The organism is Mesorhizobium terrae (assembly GCF_008727715.1).
GTDB classification, from domain to species: Bacteria; Pseudomonadota; Alphaproteobacteria; order Rhizobiales; family Rhizobiaceae; genus Mesorhizobium; species Mesorhizobium terrae.
Genome location: NZ_CP044218.1, coordinates 3,185,591 through 3,202,843, shown reverse-complemented (window position 1 = coordinate 3,202,843; position 17,253 = coordinate 3,185,591). Strand labels below are relative to the sequence as shown.

Sequence of the window (17,253 nt, the reverse complement as noted above, 5' to 3'; positions counted from 1 at the left end):
GACCACCTTATGGCCGACTATAAGAGCGACATTGAGATAGCGCGCGGCGCGAAGAAGCAGGCGATCCAGGCGATCGGTGCCAAGATCGGCATACCGAGCGAGCATTTGCTGCCCTATGGCCACGACAAGGCGAAGGTGTCGGCCGAGTTCATCAAGTCGGTGAAAGGCAACAAGGACGGCAAGCTGATCCTGGTCACCGCCATCAACCCGACACCGGCCGGCGAAGGCAAGACGACGACGACGGTGGGGCTCGGCGATGGCCTGAACCGCATCGGCAAGAAGGCGGTGGTGTGTATCCGCGAGGCCTCGCTCGGTCCGAACTTCGGCGTCAAGGGCGGCGCCGCCGGCGGCGGTTATGCCCAGGTCGTGCCGATGGAGGACATGAACCTGCACTTCACCGGCGACTTCCACGCCATCACCACCGCCCACAACCTTCTGTCGGCGCTGATCGACAACCACATCTATTGGGGCAACGAGCTCGGCATCGACATCCGCCGCGTCGCCTGGCGTCGTGTCATGGACATGAACGACCGCGCCTTGCGCCAGATCATCGTCTCGCTGGGCGGTGTCGCCAACGGTTTCCCGCGCGAGGCCGGCTTCGACATCACCGTTGCCTCCGAAGTCATGGCGATCCTGTGCCTTTCCACCGATCTGAAGGATCTGGAAAAGCGCCTCGGCGACATCATCGTCGCCTATCGCCGCGACAAGACCCCGGTCTATGCCCGCGACCTGAAGGCCGACGGCGCCATGGCGGTGCTTCTGAAGGATGCCATCCAGCCGAACCTGGTGCAGACGCTGGAAAACAACCCCGCCTTCGTCCATGGCGGCCCGTTCGCCAACATCGCCCATGGCTGCAACTCGGTGGTCGCCACCACCACGGCCTTGAAGCTCGCCGACTATGTCGTCACCGAGGCCGGCTTCGGTGCCGATCTCGGTGCCGAAAAGTTCTTCGACATCAAGTGCCGCAAGGCGGGCCTGAAGCCGGCTGCCGCCGTCATCGTCGCCACCGTGCGCGCCATGAAGATGAATGGCGGGGTGAAGAAGGAAGACCTCGGCGCCGAGAATGTCGAGGCGGTGAAGAAGGGCTGCGCCAATCTCGGCCGCCACATCGAGAACGTGCGCCAGTTCGGCGTGCCGGCGGTAGTGGCCATCAACCACTTCCATTCCGACACCGATGCCGAGATCCAGGCGATGAAGGACTATGTCGCCAAGATGGGCGAGGAGGCGATCCTGTGCCAGCATTGGGCCAAGGGCTCGGCCGGCATCGAGGAGCTGGCCAACAAGGTGGTCAGCCTCGCCGAAAGCGGTGCCTCGCAGTTCTCGCCGCTCTATCCCGACGACATGCCGCTGTTCGAGAAGGTCAACACCATCGTCAAGCGCATCTATCGCGGCGACGAGGCGATCGCCGACAAGTCGATCCGCGACCAGCTGCACCAGTGGGAACAGGCCGGCTACGGCCACCTGCCGGTGTGCATGGCCAAGACGCAATATTCCTTCTCGACCGATCCGAACCTGCGCGGCGCGCCGACCGGCCACACCGTGCCGGTGCGCGAGGTGCGGCTTGCCGCCGGCGCCGGCTTCGTCGTCATCATCTGCGGCGAGGTCATGACCATGCCGGGCCTCCCCTCAAAACCCTCGTCGGAGAAGATCTTCCTCAACGACCAGGGCCAGATCGAGGGGCTGTTCTAGGCACAAAGGGCAATCGGCAGTCGGCAGTCGGAACAGGAGTTCACCCGACTGCCTACTGCCCTCATCACATGAGGCCTTACGGCCCTGATCGCGCTGTCGCCCTAGTCCCCGGAGTTTTTAAGAGCCTTGCTTGGCGGGGGTAGGCGTCGCCGGGTTGGCAGTGGTGGCTGGGCTAGCCGGGTCGTCAAACTTGCTAACTTGGCGCTTTGCCGCGTTCACCAGGCTGTCGAGGAAGTCGAAGAAGACCTCGATGCTGAAGCCGAACACGAAGGCGAGCGCGAACAGTCCGAGCCCAACCGCCTTGAAATCCTCGCTGCTGTCGAAGATACCGACCCACAGCCAGGCCAGTAGTACTCCGGCAAGCGCGCCCAGCGCGACACGGTGAACGGTCCTGAGGAAGGTCGGGTCCGGCAGAAGCGGATCGAGAATCCGGCGCATGTAGAACATCAGCGCGCCGAGCGCGCCATAAGCCGCCGGCAGAATGATGAAGGAATAAAAGGTGTTGGTGTCACGGACCTGAGCCTCGAGCGAAGCCATATCCGGGATCGAGCCGGAATAATAATAAAGGCCGATCTTGCAGTTCTGGCTGATGATGTCGGCAACCCTGACGCCGAACTGATTGTCGATCGTATAGGCGATGGCGGCGATATACTGCCTTGCGGGGTCCGCAGTCGCCGCGGATGTCTGGCCTTCCGGGGCGAGATAGTCCAGATGCGAGCAGAAAGCTCCCCGCATCACCACACTGCGCGGCTCGTGGCCATAGCCACCAGATGGGGGAGGCGGGCTGGGGTCGGTAGCAGCGTCGCTCGCCGCCGAGAGACCGCCACCACCCGGCCCCCCGCCGTCCGATGTCATGCCAGGGGTGGCGCCGCGGAAGCCTGGTGGGCATATCGCGATGGCAGGCTGCGCGCCGGCACTTTCGGGAACACCGACATTGCCGCTGCTCATTGACCGGGGAGATTCCGCAGCCTTCTTGAGCGCCTCCCCGGCGCTGAGATCATTCAGTAGAAGACAGGCGAACCAGTTTGATATCTTGTCGCCGACCTTACGGGCGGTTTCCATGCCCGCGATGGGGTTCTTCGCCAATTTCTGGAAAGTCTCGGCCCGGATTTCCAGCGCACGTATCTGCTGGTCGAGTTTGATCAGCTCATCCTGTTTCGAATAGGCCGCCTCGCGGGCCAGCAGATAGCGTTCGCGCGTATCTCCCGACTGCAATCCAGCCTCGCCGGATGCATCTCCGGCCGTGCCGCCGGCAACCGCCGGGATCGCGCCCTGTCCGGCGGGATCGCCTTGACCCTCTCCATCTTTCTTATCGGACAGGCGCCTTTGCGCTTCGTTGAGTTCACGTTCCAGCAGGCCGAAACGTTCCAGCGAATTGCTTTTTTGCAGTGCTATGAGATCGGTGGAAAGCAGCCTGCCCGAATTGTAGATCTGGGTGAGCTGCCCGACCATGGCCATGGAGGCCAGCGATATCAGGACCAGGAACGCGATCCTTGCCCTGTTGCGCCATGAATTTTTGAATGGATTCCAGCCGTTCCTGATGGCGACCAGCGCCTGCGGTTCGATATTGGCGGTGCATTTGCGGAAGGCCTCCTGAAGCGCCTTCACCTTATCGTCCTGGATCTTGCGCTCGGCCTCGGGCAGTTGTTCGACCGCCTTGATCGCGGCCCACAGTTCCGCGTCGTCGATGGTACGGTTTGTGCGCGCATATTCGGCGATACGATAGGCATCGCTGATCAGACGATCGACGAATGTTTCCTCCGCCACCCAAACCTCCCCCATCAAGAGGCCGGCACGCCGGCACCTCTAGTTCAGATAACCCGACACATATCCATAGGGTGACGGGCAGCCGCACGGATTGCCCGGCGGTCCGGGGGGATTGGCCCAGCACCAGAAAGTGGCTGTGAAGCAGATCGTGCCCGGCTGGTGCGGGGGCACCTGCGCGAAGGCCGAATGTGCCAGAAACGCAAGGCCGGCAGCGGCCAATGCAAGAATTGCCTTCGATCTTTTCGACAACGCCATGCGTGCCCCCAAGCCACGCTTCGCCCTTGCGGGACAATTGGCCGATTTATAGGGGCATCGCCTCGGCAAATCAACTTAAAGATGTATTATCGCCAAAAATACAACCTGTAGGCTAAAGGAGGAGAGAACGCCGGGCCTACCCGACGTTCTCGTGCGGCAAGATCAGGCGGCGATCAGGTCGCGCGCTTTCAGGATCTCCACGCAGGCGCCGGCCGCCTCCCTGCCCTTGACCCTGAAATGATCGAAGAAGAAACGATGATGCTCGGCACTGTCGTGGAAATTGTGCGGCGTCAGCACCGCTGACAGCACCGGCACGCCGGTTGCGAGCTGAACGCTCATCATGCCGTCGAGCACCGCCTGGGCCACGAATTCATGGCGGTAGATGCCGCCATTGACGACGAACGCCACGCCGAGGATGGCTGCATGGCGACCATTGTCCGCCAGCGTCTTGGCATGCAGCGGGATTTCGTAGGCACCAGGCACGTCGAAGATATCGACGGCCAGGCTGCCCCCGCTCAGTGTCTCGATCTCCTTGGCGAAGACCTCGACACACTGGTCGACGATGTCGGCGTGCCAGCGGGCACGGATAACGGCGACGCGGCGGATTTCGAACTGTTTTGGGGATTGCTGATTCATGGGTCCTTCCTTCCGTTTCGAACCAGAATCAGGACGCACGACGCGGAATCCCGGCAGCTTGCGCCACCGCTATTCCGTTCGTTCTCTTCCATCCGGACTGTGACCGTCGGCTCCGGAATTACACCGGATCTGCTGACCCTTCCGTTGCCGGAAGGCGCTCGCGGGCTCGGGTGCGAACACCCTTACCGCCGGTGGGGACTTTCACCCCGCCCTGAGAACATTAACGCCGCGAGTTAAGGAGACGGCCCGTCGCCCTGTCAACCCGCAGGAACAATCATTTCAGCCAACTGGCCGAGCCGGATTGCCGACAACGGTCGAGCCAGCGGCCACATTTCGGGTGACCACCGAACCCGCGCCGATGATGGCATTGTCGCCGATGGTGATGCCACCGAGGATGATGGCGCCACCACCGATCCAGACATTCTCGCCGATCGTCACCGGCCGGGCGATCTCCAGCCCTGCCAGGCGTTTTTCCGGGTCCTTGTGATGTTCAGGGCAATAGATCTGCACGGTTGGCCCGAGCATGGTGCCCTTGCCGATGCGGACCGGAGCGGTGTCGAGAATGACGCAGCCGGTATTGAGGAAGACGCCCGCGCCGAGGAAGATGTTGAAGCCATAGGCGCAATGGAACGGCGCTTCGATGCGGGCGCCCTCGCCCGCCTGCCCGAGCAGCGCGCGCAACAACGGCGCGATGTCGCCCCGCTCAAGCGGCGGCAGCGAACGATGTTCGAACACGGCCTGGCTGGCAACGAGCCGCAAGGCGTCAAGCTCGGGATCGACGCAATTGTACCATTCGCCAGCCTTCATCTTGTCGCGTTCGGTCATCTGCAGCGTCCTTGCTTGGAAGGCCCACGAATCTCGTCGCCTCCCTCGCGGATTTCGTCGCCCAGATCCGAACGATGGTCAAATGCAGGGCATATGCTAGGCTGCTTATCAAAGGCCGTTCCAAGCTGGGGGACCTGTCATGCTTTATCTGCTTGCACTGCTGATCGGGGTTGTCGCGGGCTTGAGGGCGATGATGGCGCCCGCCGCCGTCGCCTGGGGCGCCCATCTCGGCTGGCTGCCGGTTGCCGGCACATGGGCAAGCTTCATGGGCCACTGGATCGCCGTCGCCCTCTTCTCGATCCTCGCCCTCGTCGAACTGGTCACCGACCAGCTGCCCTCGACGCCCAGCCGCAAGGTGCCGCAGCAATTCGGCGCCCGGCTGGTCACCGGCGCGCTGTCCGGCGCGGTCATCGGCGCGACCGGCGGTGCCACGATCGGCGGATTGATCGCTGGCGCGATTGGCGCGGCGATCGGCACGTATGGCGGCGCCGAAGCGCGGGCGCGTCTCGCCGCCGCTCTCGGCCGTGACTTGCCCGCCGCGCTGATCGAAGATGTTGTCGCAATCGTCGCCGCCCTGCTGATCGTGGCCGCCGTCGCATGACGGGCGAGGCAAAGGCCTTCGACGCCATCGTCGTCGGCTGTGGCCAGGCTGGCCCGTTCCTGGCCGGACGGCTGAGCGGCGCCGGCATGACGGTGGCGCTCGTCGAGCGCAAGCTGGTGGGCGGCACCTGCGTCAACACCGGCTGCATGCCCACCAAGACGATGGTCGCCAGCGCCTATGCAGCGCATCTCGCCCGCCGCGCCGCCGATTACGGCGTGACGCTTTCCGGCCCGGTCGGCATCGACATGAAGACGGTCAAGGCGCGCAAGGACAAGGTTTCCGACGATGCCCGCCACAGGCTGGAGGAATGGATCGCCGGCATGCCCGGCTGCACGCTGTTTCGCGGTCACGCCCGGTTCGAGGATGCGAACACCGTGCGCGTCGGCAACGAGCTTTTGCGCGCCGGCAAGATATTCCTGAATGTCGGCGGCCGCGCCTCGGTGCCGGACTTGCCGGGCATCGGCGATGTCGCTTTCCTGACCAACTCCTCGATCATGGACCTCGACGTGCTGCCGGATCACCTGGTGGTGGTCGGCGGCAGCTACATCTCGCTGGAGTTCGCGCAGATGTTCCGCCGCTTCGGCTCCAGGGTGACGGTCATCGAGAAAGGCCCGCGGCTGATCGGCCGCGAGGACGAGGATGTCTCCGCCGCCATCCTGTCGATATTTGAGAACGAGGACATCGCCGTGCATCTCGGCGCCGACGACATCGCTTTCGCCAGGCAGAGCAAGGACGTGGCGGTCACCTTTTCGCGCGGCCAGCCGCCGGTGGTCGGCTCGCATGTGCTGCTGGCGCTCGGCCGTATTCCCAACACCGACGACCTCGGCCTCGACAGGGCCGGGGTCGCGCTGGACAAACGCGGTTACATCGAGGTCGACGACCAGTTGCGCACCAGCGTGCCGCACATCTGGGCGATGGGCGACTGCAACGGCAAAGGCGCCTTCACCCACACCTCCTACAACGACTTCGAGATCGTCGCGGCCAACCTGCTCGACAACGATACGCGCAGGGTGGGCGACCGAATTGAGGCCTATGCGCTCTACACCGACCCGCCGCTTGGCCGCGCCGGCATGACCGAGACCGCCGTGCGCCGATCCGGCCGCCGCGCGCTGGTGGGGCAGCGCCCGATGACACGGATTGGCCGGGCGATCGAGAAAGGCGAGACGCAAGGGTTCATGAAGATCCTGGTCGATGCCGACAGCGGCGAAATCCTCGGCTGCTCGGTGCTCGGGCCTGGCGGCGACGAGGCTGTGCACTGCGTGCTCGACCTGATGTACGCCAAGGCTCCGGTAAGGACGCTTCAGCGCGCCACGCATATCCACCCCAATGTCGCCGAAATCCTGCCGACGATCGCACAGGAACTGACGCCACTGGTCTGAGCCGGCGCACATCCCGGACGCTGCGGGACCTCGCTGCGCTCATCATCAGCGGCACTGGACCACTCGACATGGCCCTGCCGGCACGGCATGAACGACAGGCACCCGACGGAGAAGACCATGGAAAAATCGATCGAGCGGCTGGCTGGCGACAGCGAGGGCGTTGCCTATGAATTCCCGGTCTTCCGCTTCAAGGGGAGCGATGCCGCAGCACCGACCGCCTATCTGCAGGCGGCGCTGCATGCGGGCGAGCTGCCGGGCACGGTGGCCATCGACGCGCTGATGCCGATGCTGGCGAAAGCGGAAGCCGAAGGCCGCGTCAAAGGCTCGATCACCGTGGTGCCCTGGGCCAATCCGGTCGGTCGCGCCCAATATATGTTCGGCGAGCTGGAAGGCCGCTTCCATCTGCCCAACCGCGTCAATTTCAATCGCGACTTCCCGCTGATCGACAAGCCGGACACCGCGCTGCTGCCGGCGGAAGACAGACTGCCGACCGTCGACCAACGGCTGAAGGCCCGACTGCTCAAGCTGTCGGTCGGCCATGACATCGTGCTCGACCTGCATTGCGACGACGAAAGCGTCGCCTACCTCTACGTGCCGGCCGTGCTGTGGCCGGCCATGCAGGACTGCGCCGCCGCGATGGGCGTCGAAGCCGTGCTTTTGTGGGAAGGCGAGAGCGGAGCTGCCTTCGAGGAGGCCTCGCTACATCCGCACCTTTCCGCCGGCAAGGAACGGCTCGAACGTTTCGTGGCCACCACCGTCGAATATCGGGGCATCGCCGATGTCGATCCGGCCATGGCCGAGGCGGACGCGGCCGGCCTCTACCGCGTGCTCGTCGCGCGCGGCGTCATCGCCGATCCCTCGATGCCGAAGCCCGGGCGTTTCGAGGGGGTCGTCTCTCCGCTCGAGAACATCGACATGATGCCGGCGCCGAAGGCTGGCCCCGTGCTCTACGATGTGAAACCCGGCGACCGCGTGAAGAAGGGCGACAGGCTGGCCACGATCGTGCATGCGCCTGGCGAACAAGGCGGCCGCGTCGAGATATTCGCCCCGCAGGATGGCTACATCCTCACCCGCCGCTCGCATCGCATCACCCGCAAGGGCGACGACCTGGTCAAGCTGATCGGCGCCAAGCGCAGCGAAGACGCCCGTTCCGGCACGCTGGAGGCCTGAGAGGCGCTCCGGCGCATCGTTCGCGAGCACGATATCGGGTTCTCAAGCGAGGTCGTGCACCGGCTTGAACTCCGTCATGTCGTTGAAAGTACAGAAGGCCGGTGGGCCGAGTTCGAGCACGTCGATCTCGGCCAGGAAGCTCCGCTCAAGCTCGGCAAGGGCCGGCAGATAGACCGTTTCGGCACCGACCGGCAGCCACGCTTTCAGATAAGCGAGCGTGACGTGGAAGGTATAGCGGTCATGGTCGGGATGGCGGTAACCGAAAGGTTCGACCAGCCGGTCGCGCAGGGCGCGGATGGTCATTTCGTCCGCCAGCGTGGCGCCGGTCGCGACCAGGCCGAGCGGCGTGATCTCGACCGGCCGCATGCGCAGCTCTGGCGCCGAGGGAAAGCCTTCCAGCCGGTCGACAAACAGCGTCGTGGTCTCATCGATCGGCACGTCGCAAGCCACGTCTCGCGGCCAGTAGACAGGCTGCCGGCGTCCTTCGATGGTGCCCTGGAAAACGGTCATGTGCAGGCTTGAAACCGGCGTATAGGCAAAGCGATCGCCATGCGGCAACGCCATCATCGCTTCGCGCACACGCACCAGCGCCTGCTGCGTTTTCGACCCATCGAGCACGTGGCTGACGATGGTGTTGCCGGGCTGTGGCAGGAAATTGCCGGCCGCGTCGAACCGCCGATTGAGATAATAGGGAGGCTCGCTCTTGCCGATCTCCGTGAAGTTTTCGGCAAAGGCATCGTTTCGTTGGTAAGGCACTGTGGCTCCTGCAAGACCGGTGTCGGAGCCCGTCTGTAGTTTCGCGGCTTGAAGGCTGTGTGACAGGATTCGTCGTTACTCGGCTGGCGGGGCCAGCCGCGCCGACGCGCGCCGGCCCGGGAAACGCCAGCCCAGCCGAACGCCCAGCGTCGCGGCCGCGATCATCGCCATGCCGATTGCCTGCGGCAGGCCGATGGGGTGATTGTAGATCGCCCAGTCGATGATGATGGCAATGACGGGATAGATGAAGGTGAGCACGCCGATCACCGGCGTCGACAACCATGGATAGGCCGAGAACATCATGACATAGGCGATGCCGGTGTGGAGCACGCCGATGCCGACCAGCCAGCCCCAGGACGCTGCCGGGATATGCTCGGAAAAATTGGCGAGCGGCGCCAGCATGATCGTTCCGACGACGGTCTGGCAGAGCACGGTGATTTCCGGACGTTGTTGGCCGAGCCCTTTGGCCAGCACAGTGACGATCGCATAGAGCAGCGCGCCGCCGAGCGCCATCAGGATGCCGAACGCCCATGTCGCGGTCACAACCGTGTTGGAAGCGACGAGGCCGCTGGCCAGCACGACGCCGACAAATGCCGAGACCATCCAGATGACCTGGTCGGCACTCACCCGTTCCTTAAGAAAGACCACGCCGATCAGAACCACGAAGAACGGCTGGATGTGATAGATGATCGTCATGACGGCGATCGAGGTCTTGGCGAAACCGGCGAAGAATGCCGTCCAGCTCAGCACCATGCAGACACCGCACAGCGCCGCCCGCGCGAGCCGCGCCGGCGAGAGACCCGGATCGGGCAGGTAGCCGCGCAACAGGCACCAGGCGCCGAGGAAGACCGTTCCGAAAGCGCAGCGCCAGAACACGGTGGTGATGGGGTCGAGCCCGGCTTCGGTGACAAAGGCGCCGACCGTGCCAGCGATCATCATGGCAACGGACAGGTTCAGCGCGGGAAAGCGAGGGCTCGATGCCTGGGTCATGCAGCGTCTTCCAGAGGATGCCGACGAGCAGCAAGCCAGTCTCCGCTCTTTCACGCAAACGAATAGATTTGGTATTAGCTATTCGATATGCTGATAGCGCTATGACACCGCTTCTCGACCTCGATCTTTTGAAGACATTCGTCGCCATCATCGAGAGCGGCAGCTTCTCCAGCGCCGCCCCGCGCGTTGGGCGTAGCCAGTCTGCCGTCAGCATGCAGATGCAGCGGCTCGAACAGACGCTCGGAAAGCAGCTGTTGATACGCACGCCGAAGGCGGTGACGGCCAACGCCGCCGGCGAGGAGTTCCTGGTCTATGCCCGCCGTTTGCTCAAGCTCTCGGACGAGGCCTGGGCGAGCGTGACGCGACCGGAAGAGGCAGGCAGCGTCCGTCTCGGCGTGCCGGACGATTATGCGGCCTATCTGCTGCCGCCGGTGCTGTCGCGGTTCTCGGCCGCACACCCGCTGGTGACGGTCGAACTCGTCTGCGAGCAATCGACCGCGCTGGTGAAGACGATGGCGGAAGGCCGGCTCGATCTTGCGATCATCACCCGCCTGCCCGACCAGCCGCTGGAGGTGCTGCGGCTGGAGCGTTGCGTATGGGTGGCCTCGCCCCATCATGTCGCCTGGGAGAAGGACCCGTTGCCGGTGGCGTTGTTCGAACCGGGCTGCGCGGCGCGGCTGAACATGCTGGACGTGCTGGCCAAGACCGACCGCGCCTTCCACTGCACCTATTCCAGCGCCAGCCTGCTCGGCCTCGTCGCGGTCGTGCAGGCGGGGCTGGCGGTTGCCGGACTGGCGCAGCTCAGCGTGCCGCCGTCGCTGCGCATCATTGGCGAAAACGAAGGATTGCCGCCGCTTCCCGATCTAGAAATCGGCATCATGCGCAATCCCTTGTCGGCGACGCCCGCCGTCGAGCGCCTGGACGAATTCCTCCGCCGCGACCTGGCGGAAAGATCGTCATAGGTCGGCGCAGGATCGTCAGCAGCCCTCCCCCTGCCGCCTTGCCCATGCCCGCATCGCGGCCGGCAGCCAGGCACCGAAACCCTTGGCGATGGTCTCGTAGCGCGCAACGAAATCGGGATGCGATTCGTAGAGATCGGCGAGGTTCGCATAGGCGCCCGGAGCGCAGGGCTTGCTCCATGTCGCGGCGACCCAATCGCGGTGCCGGACGATCAGCGGATCGAGCGAGCGCGCTTGTGGCGGCGCGCCTTCCCGCATGGCCTCGGCCAAGGCATCCTCGATCTGCTTCAGTTCCTGCATCAGGCCAACGAGTTCATCCGAGGGCATCGACTGCGTCTTGATCTTGTTCGCGTCGATCTCGGCGCGAACGTTCTCGCCATGGCGCTCGATCAGCCAGGCTTCGTATTCGGCCTGTTTTTGCGGCGACACCACGCCGCTATAGAGGTCTTGATCCTTCATCGCCTTTTCTCCTTTCAGTTTGGCGATGGTGCGGTCGATGGTTTTCAGCATGCGTCGGTAGCGTTTGGCCTCGGCTTCCAGCCTCTCGCGCTGTTTGACCAGCGACTGAAGCCGGTCGAACCCCGGATCGTCGAGCACGGCGCCAATTTCGCCGAGCGACAGGCCGAGCTCGCGCTGGATCAGGATCTGCTGCAGCCGCAGCAATTCCTCCTCGCCATAGTACCGGTAACGGTTGTCGCCGACGCGCGCGGGTCTCAACAGCCCGATCTCGTCGTAATGATGCAACGTCCGCACCGATATGCCGGCGAGTTCCGCCAGTTCGCTGACCGTGTAGGTATTCATCGACCACACCTCGTGACCTGACCGAGATAGGCTCTGACGCGGCGTGAGGGTCAAGCGTGGAAATCCGGTTGCGCGGGAAACCGTTCGCGGCTATGGAATTTGCCATGTGCACGAAGTCGATCAAGAGCATTTGGTGGTGGGCCAGCTAACAGCGGCCTGTCGAAGCGCGTGCGCGTGAACAATCGAGATGGCCGCAGGAGAAGTCCGGCGGCCTTTTGTTTTCCAGAGATGCCTCCAGACCTCGCCGCGGCGGAACAGGGAGATGGCAATGACGGTGGAAATTCTGGAGAACGGCGCGGAGCGGTTCGTTACGGCGGGTGGCGTGGCGATTACGCGGGAACGCCATGACGTGCCTTATGCGGGCGCGATCGAAACCTATATCGATGGGCTGAATTCGCGCCCGGGCGCGGTGTTTTCCTCCAATTACGAATATCCCGGCCGCTATACCCGCTGGGATACCGCCATCATCGACCCGCCGCTGATGATCTCGGCGCGCGGCCGCGCGATGCGCATCGAGGCGCTGAATGCACGCGGCGAGATGATGCTGATGGTCGTCGCACGCCATCTCTCCGACCTTGAGGATGTTGCCGTCACCCAGACGACGAAGCGGCGGCTGGCGCTGAAGATCGCCGAGCCCGGCCGCGTCTTCACCGAAGAGGAACGCTCGCGGGTTCCGTCGGTCTTCACGGTGCTGCGCGCCTTCACCGCACTGTTCAAGACCGCCGAAGACGCCAATCTCGGCCTCTACGGCGCCTTCGGCTACGACCTCGCCTTTCAGTTCGACCCGGTCGAGCTCAAGCTGGAGCGCAAGGAAAGCCAGCGCGATCTTGTCCTGTTCCTGCCCGACGAGATCCTGGTCGTCGATCACTATTCGGCCAAGGCCTGGGTCGACCGCTATGAATTCGCCGCCGACGGCTTCTCCACCGAGGGCCTGCCGCGCGACCGCGTCGTCGAGCCGTTCAAGCCGGCGGACCGCATTCCGCCGCGCGGCGATCACGAGCCGGGCGAATACGCCAAGCTGGTGCGCAACGCCATGGACAGCTTCAAGCGCGGCGACCTGTTCGAAGTGGTACCCGGCCAGATGTTCTTCGAACGCTGCGAGACCGCGCCCTCCGAAATCGCGCGGCGGCTGAAGACCATCAACCCCTCGCCCTATTCCTTCTTCATCAATCTCGGCGAAGGCGAATATCTGATCGGCGCTTCGCCGGAGATGTTCGTGCGCGTCAACGGCCGCCGCGTCGAGACCTGCCCGATCTCCGGCACCATCAAGCGCGGCGACGATGCCATCTCCGATAGCGAGCAGATCCTTAAACTGCTCAATTCCAAGAAGGACGAGTCCGAGCTCACCATGTGCTCGGACGTCGACCGCAACGACAAGTCCAGAGTCTGCGAGCCGGGTTCGGTGCGTGTCATCGGCCGACGCCAGATCGAGATGTATTCGCGCCTCATCCACACGGTCGACCACATCGAGGGCCGCCTGCGCGAAGGCATGGACGCCTTCGACGCTTTCCTCTCCCACGCCTGGGCGGTGACGGTGACCGGAGCGCCGAAGCTGTGGGCGATGCGCTTCATCGAACAGAACGAAAAAAGCCCGCGCGCCTGGTATGGCGGCGCCATCGGCATGGTGCATTTCAACGGCGACATGAACACAGGCCTGACGCTGCGCACCATTCGCATCAAGGACGGCATCGCCGAAGTGCGCGCCGGCGCGACGCTGCTGTTCGACAGCATTCCCGAGGAAGAAGAAGCCGAAACCGAACTGAAGGCCTCCGCCATGCTTTCCGCCATTCGCGACGCCAAGACCGGAAACTCGACCGGCGTCGAACGCACCACGGCCCGCGTCGGCGAGGGCGTGAACATTCTTTTGGTCGACCACGAAGACAGCTTCGTCCACACTTTGGCGAACTATTTCCGCCAGACCGGCGCCAATGTCTCGACCGTGCGCACGCCGGTTCCCGACGAAATCTTCGACCGCCTGAAGCCGGACCTTGTCGTGCTTTCGCCCGGGCCCGGCACGCCGAAGGATTTCGACTGCGCCGCCACCATCAAGAAAGCGAGGCAGCGCGAGTTGCCGATCTTCGGCGTCTGCCTCGGCCTGCAGGCGCTGGCCGAAGCCTATGGCGGCGAACTGAGGCAGCTCGCCATTCCCATGCACGGCAAGCCGTCGCGCATCCGGGTCTCAAAGCCGGGGGTCATTTTCTCTGGTCTGCCGAAGGAAGTGACGGTTGGCCGCTACCATTCGATCTTCGCCGATCCGGTTCGCCTGCCCGACGATTTTATCGTTACCGCCGAGACCGAGGATGGCGTCATCATGGCCTTCGAACACAAGAAGGAACCGATCGCGGCCGTGCAGTTCCATCCCGAATCGATCATGACCCTCGGTCACAATGCCGGCATGCGCATGATCGAAAATGTCGTGGCGCATATGCCGCGCAAAGCCAAGGAAAAGGCAGCCTAGCCTGAAATGACAGCCGCCGCAGCCAAGAGTGCCTCCAAGCAGAGAGTGGTCACGCTCGCCTTCTGGTCGATCATCGTCGCCTTCGCAGTGACGGGACTGAAGATCGTCGCCTGGCGCATGACTGGCTCGGTGGCGCTCTATTCCGACGCGCTGGAATCGATCGCCAATGTGGTGACCGCGATCGCCGCTTTATGGGCGATCAAGATCAGCCACATGCCGGCCGACAGCGACCATCCGTTTGGCCACCACAAGGCCGAGTATTTTTCAGCGGTGCTTGAAGGCGTGCTGATCGTGGTGGCGGCGCTGCTCATCATCGCCAAAGTGTGGGATTCGCTGCGCAATCCCACACCGCTGGAACAGCCCTGGATGGGTCTCGGCATCAACACCAGCGCTGCGATCGTCAACGCGGTCTGGGCCTTCATCCTGATCCGCGTCGGGCGCGCCGAGAAGTCGCCGGCGCTGATCGCCGATGGCCGGCACGTGATGACCGACGTGGTGACTTCCGCCGGCGTCCTGATCGGCCTGATCGGCGCCATCTTCACCGGCTGGCATGTGCTCGACCCGCTGCTTGCGCTGATCGTTGCGCTGAACATCCTCTACCAGGGCTGGAGGGTGATGGGGGAATCCCTGAGCGGCCTCATGGATCGCGCCGTCGACAATGAGGAACACCTGCGCATCCGTGACATCATCTCGTCCAACTCAAAGGGTGCGCTGGAGGTCCACGACCTCAAGACCCGCATCGCCGGCCGCGCCACCTTCATCGAGTTCCATATGGTCGTGGAAGCTGACATGACGGTCGCCGAAAGCCACGCCATTTGCGACCGCATAGAAGACGCGCTGAAGGCCGAGATCCCCTCGGTGCGCATCACCATCCACGTGGAGCCCGACGACGAGGCGAAGCTGCCCAAGGGCACGGTCGCCGTGCCCTTCGCCTGAGCCTATTGCGCGCAGGCGGCTTGCGGCATCGCCTGCAGGCGGAAAACCCTGTCGTCGGATTTCGTCTCGGTTGCTGCATCCACCTGGCATAGCGGGGCGAATGGTAGGCTGGCCTTGGGATTGGCCAGCATCATCGTGCCGTTGGCGCCGCGGCGCAGATAGATTTCCTTCTGCGACAGATCGCATGACGGACCGCTGTCCGTCGGCGCGGTCGCCACGCAACGCCATTGATCCGCCTCGCCCTCGCAGGAATAGGTCTGCACGCTCCTTGTCGCATTCTGGCGGGTGGTGACGGCAACCACGAGATCGGCGCCGTTCGGCCAGCTCGCGGCTTTGCCCTTGGCCGCGAAGGCAGCGATTTCGGCACCGCTGCGAAAGACCCGGATCGTTTGCGTTAGCTGGTTCGGATGCGAGGCAAGATGCTCGGCCGAATAGTCGCGGCCGTAGCAAAAGGGCTGGTCCGGCTTCAGCCTGACGCGCAGCGGATCGCCGAGCGCCGGATCGACGGGATCGATACGGGCAAATTCCGCCTTGCAGTCCGCCGCCGGCCTGCGCTCCAGCCGGAAACCGTCATCGTCCACGCCGAGCGCCTGCCGGTCATATTCGGCCTTGCCGAGTTCGTCCTCGGACCCGCCACCCAGATAGATGTCGCGCGCGACACCGCCGACCACCAGTCTTCCCTCCGCGTCGAGGGACAGCTCGGCCATGGTACGATCGCATTCCATGCCGCAGCGGATCTTGCCTGCACCGCCCTCTTCTTCTGAAGCGCGGCACCAGCCGCCGACCCATTCGGGTTTCCTTGCACCGCGCGCTGTCGTCGTCATGAAGCCGTTGTAGCCGGCGGAGGCCAAGCCGTCGGACGGATCCTCGCTCGGCCGGCTGACCGGATCGGGACCGTAATAGAAGAAAATGCGCGCCACCTTCTGGCGCGGATGCGTCTTCAGATGGTCGGCATCGTAGACGCGGCCAAAACAGGCGCTGCCGCCATCCGGGCTGAATTGCTTCAACGGCGCCAGTTCGTCAGCGGTTACAGCCGCGGTCAGGACGAGTGCACACGCAATGCCGAGACTGGCGGTCGTGATAATCTTCGACGCTTTCATCGCATCCCCCACCAGGACCTGTCGCAATCGATTTTATGCTAGGAATCGACACAAGGCCACGCGCATCACGCGGCGCGGACAGGAGGGCTTCATGCTTCGCAGGGATATGTTTCGCGGACTGCTCGCCGGTATTGGCGTCACGTTCGCGTCAGGCCCGGCCGGCGCTGCCACAGCAATGCCTAACCGGCAAAAGGTCGCCTATCATCTCAGCGACGTCGACAAGGTCGCCTTCGTGCTGGGCAACATCAAGAACCACTATGAGGGTACAGACGGAAACGTCGAAATCGCCCTGGTGGTTCATGGCCCGGCGCTGGAGGCTTTCAGAAGCGCGAGCGCCTCGGCGGCGATCTCCGGCCGCTTTGCCGGATTGGTCAAACAGGGGCTGGTGCCGCATGCCTGCGCCAATACCATGCATGGCATGAACATAGGACTGCCGGACCTGTTCACGGGCTTCGTCAGCGCCGACAAAGGCGGGGTCGTCAAGCTCGCCGAACTGCAAGGTGCCGGCTATGTCTATCTAAGACCTTGATATCGACCCCGACTTCGTTCGATGATCGCCGCCAATGACAGAGGTTGAAGGGAGCCCCTGATGTATGGCCTGATCGGAAAGATGCGTGCAACTCCCGGCAAGCGCGAAGACCTGCTGCAGCTCCTGCTGGAAGCCACCGACTCCATGCCGGGCTGTCTCAACTACATCGTCGCCCGCGACCCTGCCGACACCACAGCGATCTGGGTGACCGAGGTCTGGGTCGATGCCGCGAGCCACAAGGCTTCGCTCAACCGGCCGGACGTTCAGGCTGCAATTGCCAAGGCCCGTCCGATGATTGCCGGTTTCGACTTCCAGTTCGAGACCGAACCGGCCGGAGGTTATGGGCTCGACCAGCCCTGATCTCGGCCAAAAGCGGCGGGAGCAAAGGAGCCCCCGCCGGCA

Annotated in this window: 17 protein-coding genes and 1 riboswitch; of the genes, 10 read left to right on the top strand and 7 right to left on the bottom strand. The window is 63.8% G+C overall.

Going from position 1 to position 17,253, the window contains the following annotated elements; translation table 11 throughout:
* The first annotated feature begins 9 nt into the window (after positions 1-9).
* Entirely contained in the window at positions 10-1,689 is a 1,680-nt protein-coding gene (locus FZF13_RS16675; RefSeq protein WP_024925557.1) for a formate--tetrahydrofolate ligase, read from the top strand.
* A 117-nt stretch (positions 1,690-1,806) separates the two neighbouring features.
* On the opposite strand, the gene FZF13_RS16670 is transcribed toward FZF13_RS16675, so the two are convergent.
* A complete protein-coding gene (locus FZF13_RS16670) occupies positions 1,807-3,456 on the bottom strand; it encodes a hypothetical protein (RefSeq protein ID WP_024925558.1) in 1,650 nt (549 codons plus the stop codon).
* A gap of 136 nt (positions 3,457-3,592) precedes the next feature.
* Between FZF13_RS16670 and FZF13_RS28950 the strand changes: the two genes are divergently transcribed.
* Positions 3,593-3,763, top strand: a complete 171-nt coding sequence (locus FZF13_RS28950; RefSeq protein WP_161773324.1) for a hypothetical protein — start codon at positions 3,593-3,595, stop codon at positions 3,761-3,763.
* Positions 3,764-3,873: 110 nt separating this feature from the next.
* Here the strand turns inward: FZF13_RS28950 and FZF13_RS16665 are convergent, their stop codons facing one another.
* On the bottom strand, positions 3,874-4,347 hold the full coding sequence (locus tag FZF13_RS16665) for a 6,7-dimethyl-8-ribityllumazine synthase (protein WP_024925559.1): 474 nt from the start codon (positions 4,345-4,347) through the stop codon (positions 3,874-3,876).
* A 76-nt stretch (positions 4,348-4,423) separates the two neighbouring features.
* Positions 4,424-4,570, bottom strand: a riboswitch (FMN riboswitch).
* Positions 4,571-4,626: 56 nt separating this feature from the next.
* Positions 4,627-5,172: a sugar O-acetyltransferase gene (locus tag FZF13_RS16660; RefSeq protein WP_036254427.1), complete on the bottom strand. Its 546-nt coding sequence runs from the start codon at positions 5,170-5,172 to the stop codon at positions 4,627-4,629.
* 139 nt (positions 5,173-5,311) lie between these two features.
* On the opposite strand from FZF13_RS16660, the gene FZF13_RS16655 reads away from it, so the two are divergent.
* The 3 genes from FZF13_RS16655 (at position 5,312) to FZF13_RS16645 (ending at position 8,322) form a co-directional block, all read left to right on the top strand.
* A complete protein-coding gene (locus FZF13_RS16655) occupies positions 5,312-5,773 on the top strand; it encodes a membrane protein (protein ID WP_024925561.1) in 462 nt (153 codons plus the stop codon).
* On the top strand, positions 5,770-7,152 hold the full coding sequence (locus FZF13_RS16650) for an FAD-containing oxidoreductase (protein WP_024925562.1): 1,383 nt from the start codon (positions 5,770-5,772) through the stop codon (positions 7,150-7,152). Before FZF13_RS16655 ends, FZF13_RS16650 begins: the two co-directional genes overlap by 4 nt.
* A gap of 117 nt (positions 7,153-7,269) precedes the next feature.
* Positions 7,270-8,322 (top strand): succinylglutamate desuccinylase/aspartoacylase domain-containing protein, encoded by a 1,053-nt coding sequence (locus tag FZF13_RS16645; protein ID WP_024925563.1) that lies wholly within the window; start codon positions 7,270-7,272, stop codon positions 8,320-8,322.
* Between the two features lie 42 nt (positions 8,323-8,364).
* Here FZF13_RS16645 and FZF13_RS16640 read toward each other — a convergent pair whose 3' ends face one another.
* Positions 8,365-9,078 (bottom strand): DUF1868 domain-containing protein, encoded by a 714-nt coding sequence (locus tag FZF13_RS16640; RefSeq protein WP_024925564.1) that lies wholly within the window; start codon positions 9,076-9,078, stop codon positions 8,365-8,367.
* 75 nt (positions 9,079-9,153) lie between these two features.
* The gene (locus FZF13_RS16635) at positions 9,154-10,068 is read right to left on the bottom strand and encodes a DMT family transporter (protein ID WP_024925565.1); all 915 of its coding nucleotides are present in this window, start codon (positions 10,066-10,068) and stop codon (positions 9,154-9,156) included.
* 101 nt (positions 10,069-10,169) lie between these two features.
* Between FZF13_RS16635 and FZF13_RS16630 the strand changes: the two genes are divergently transcribed.
* A complete protein-coding gene (locus FZF13_RS16630) occupies positions 10,170-11,030 on the top strand; it encodes a LysR substrate-binding domain-containing protein (RefSeq protein WP_024925566.1) in 861 nt (286 codons plus the stop codon).
* A 15-nt stretch (positions 11,031-11,045) separates the two neighbouring features.
* Here FZF13_RS16630 and FZF13_RS16625 read toward each other — a convergent pair whose 3' ends face one another.
* The gene (locus tag FZF13_RS16625) at positions 11,046-11,828 is read right to left on the bottom strand and encodes a MerR family transcriptional regulator (RefSeq protein ID WP_024925567.1); all 783 of its coding nucleotides are present in this window, start codon (positions 11,826-11,828) and stop codon (positions 11,046-11,048) included.
* A gap of 268 nt (positions 11,829-12,096) precedes the next feature.
* Here FZF13_RS16625 and FZF13_RS16620 point away from each other — a divergent pair, with 268 nt between their 5' ends.
* Together FZF13_RS16620 and FZF13_RS16615 are read left to right on the top strand one after the other, a co-directional pair.
* Entirely contained in the window at positions 12,097-14,286 is a 2,190-nt protein-coding gene (locus tag FZF13_RS16620) for an anthranilate synthase (RefSeq protein WP_024925568.1), read from the top strand.
* A 6-nt stretch (positions 14,287-14,292) separates the two neighbouring features.
* Positions 14,293-15,222, top strand: coding sequence for a cation diffusion facilitator family transporter (locus FZF13_RS16615; RefSeq protein ID WP_024925569.1), 930 nt, complete (start codon positions 14,293-14,295; stop codon positions 15,220-15,222).
* A gap of 2 nt (positions 15,223-15,224) precedes the next feature.
* Here FZF13_RS16615 and FZF13_RS16610 read toward each other — a convergent pair whose 3' ends face one another.
* A complete protein-coding gene (locus FZF13_RS16610; protein WP_024925570.1) occupies positions 15,225-16,322 on the bottom strand; it encodes a hypothetical protein in 1,098 nt (365 codons plus the stop codon).
* 91 nt (positions 16,323-16,413) lie between these two features.
* Here FZF13_RS16610 and FZF13_RS16605 point away from each other — a divergent pair, with 91 nt between their 5' ends.
* Positions 16,414-16,851: a DsrE family protein gene (locus tag FZF13_RS16605; RefSeq protein ID WP_024925571.1), complete on the top strand. Its 438-nt coding sequence runs from the start codon at positions 16,414-16,416 to the stop codon at positions 16,849-16,851.
* 60 nt (positions 16,852-16,911) lie between these two features.
* Positions 16,912-17,211 (top strand): putative quinol monooxygenase, encoded by a 300-nt coding sequence (locus tag FZF13_RS16600; RefSeq protein WP_024925572.1) that lies wholly within the window; start codon positions 16,912-16,914, stop codon positions 17,209-17,211.
* Positions 17,212-17,253 lie beyond the last annotated feature (42 nt).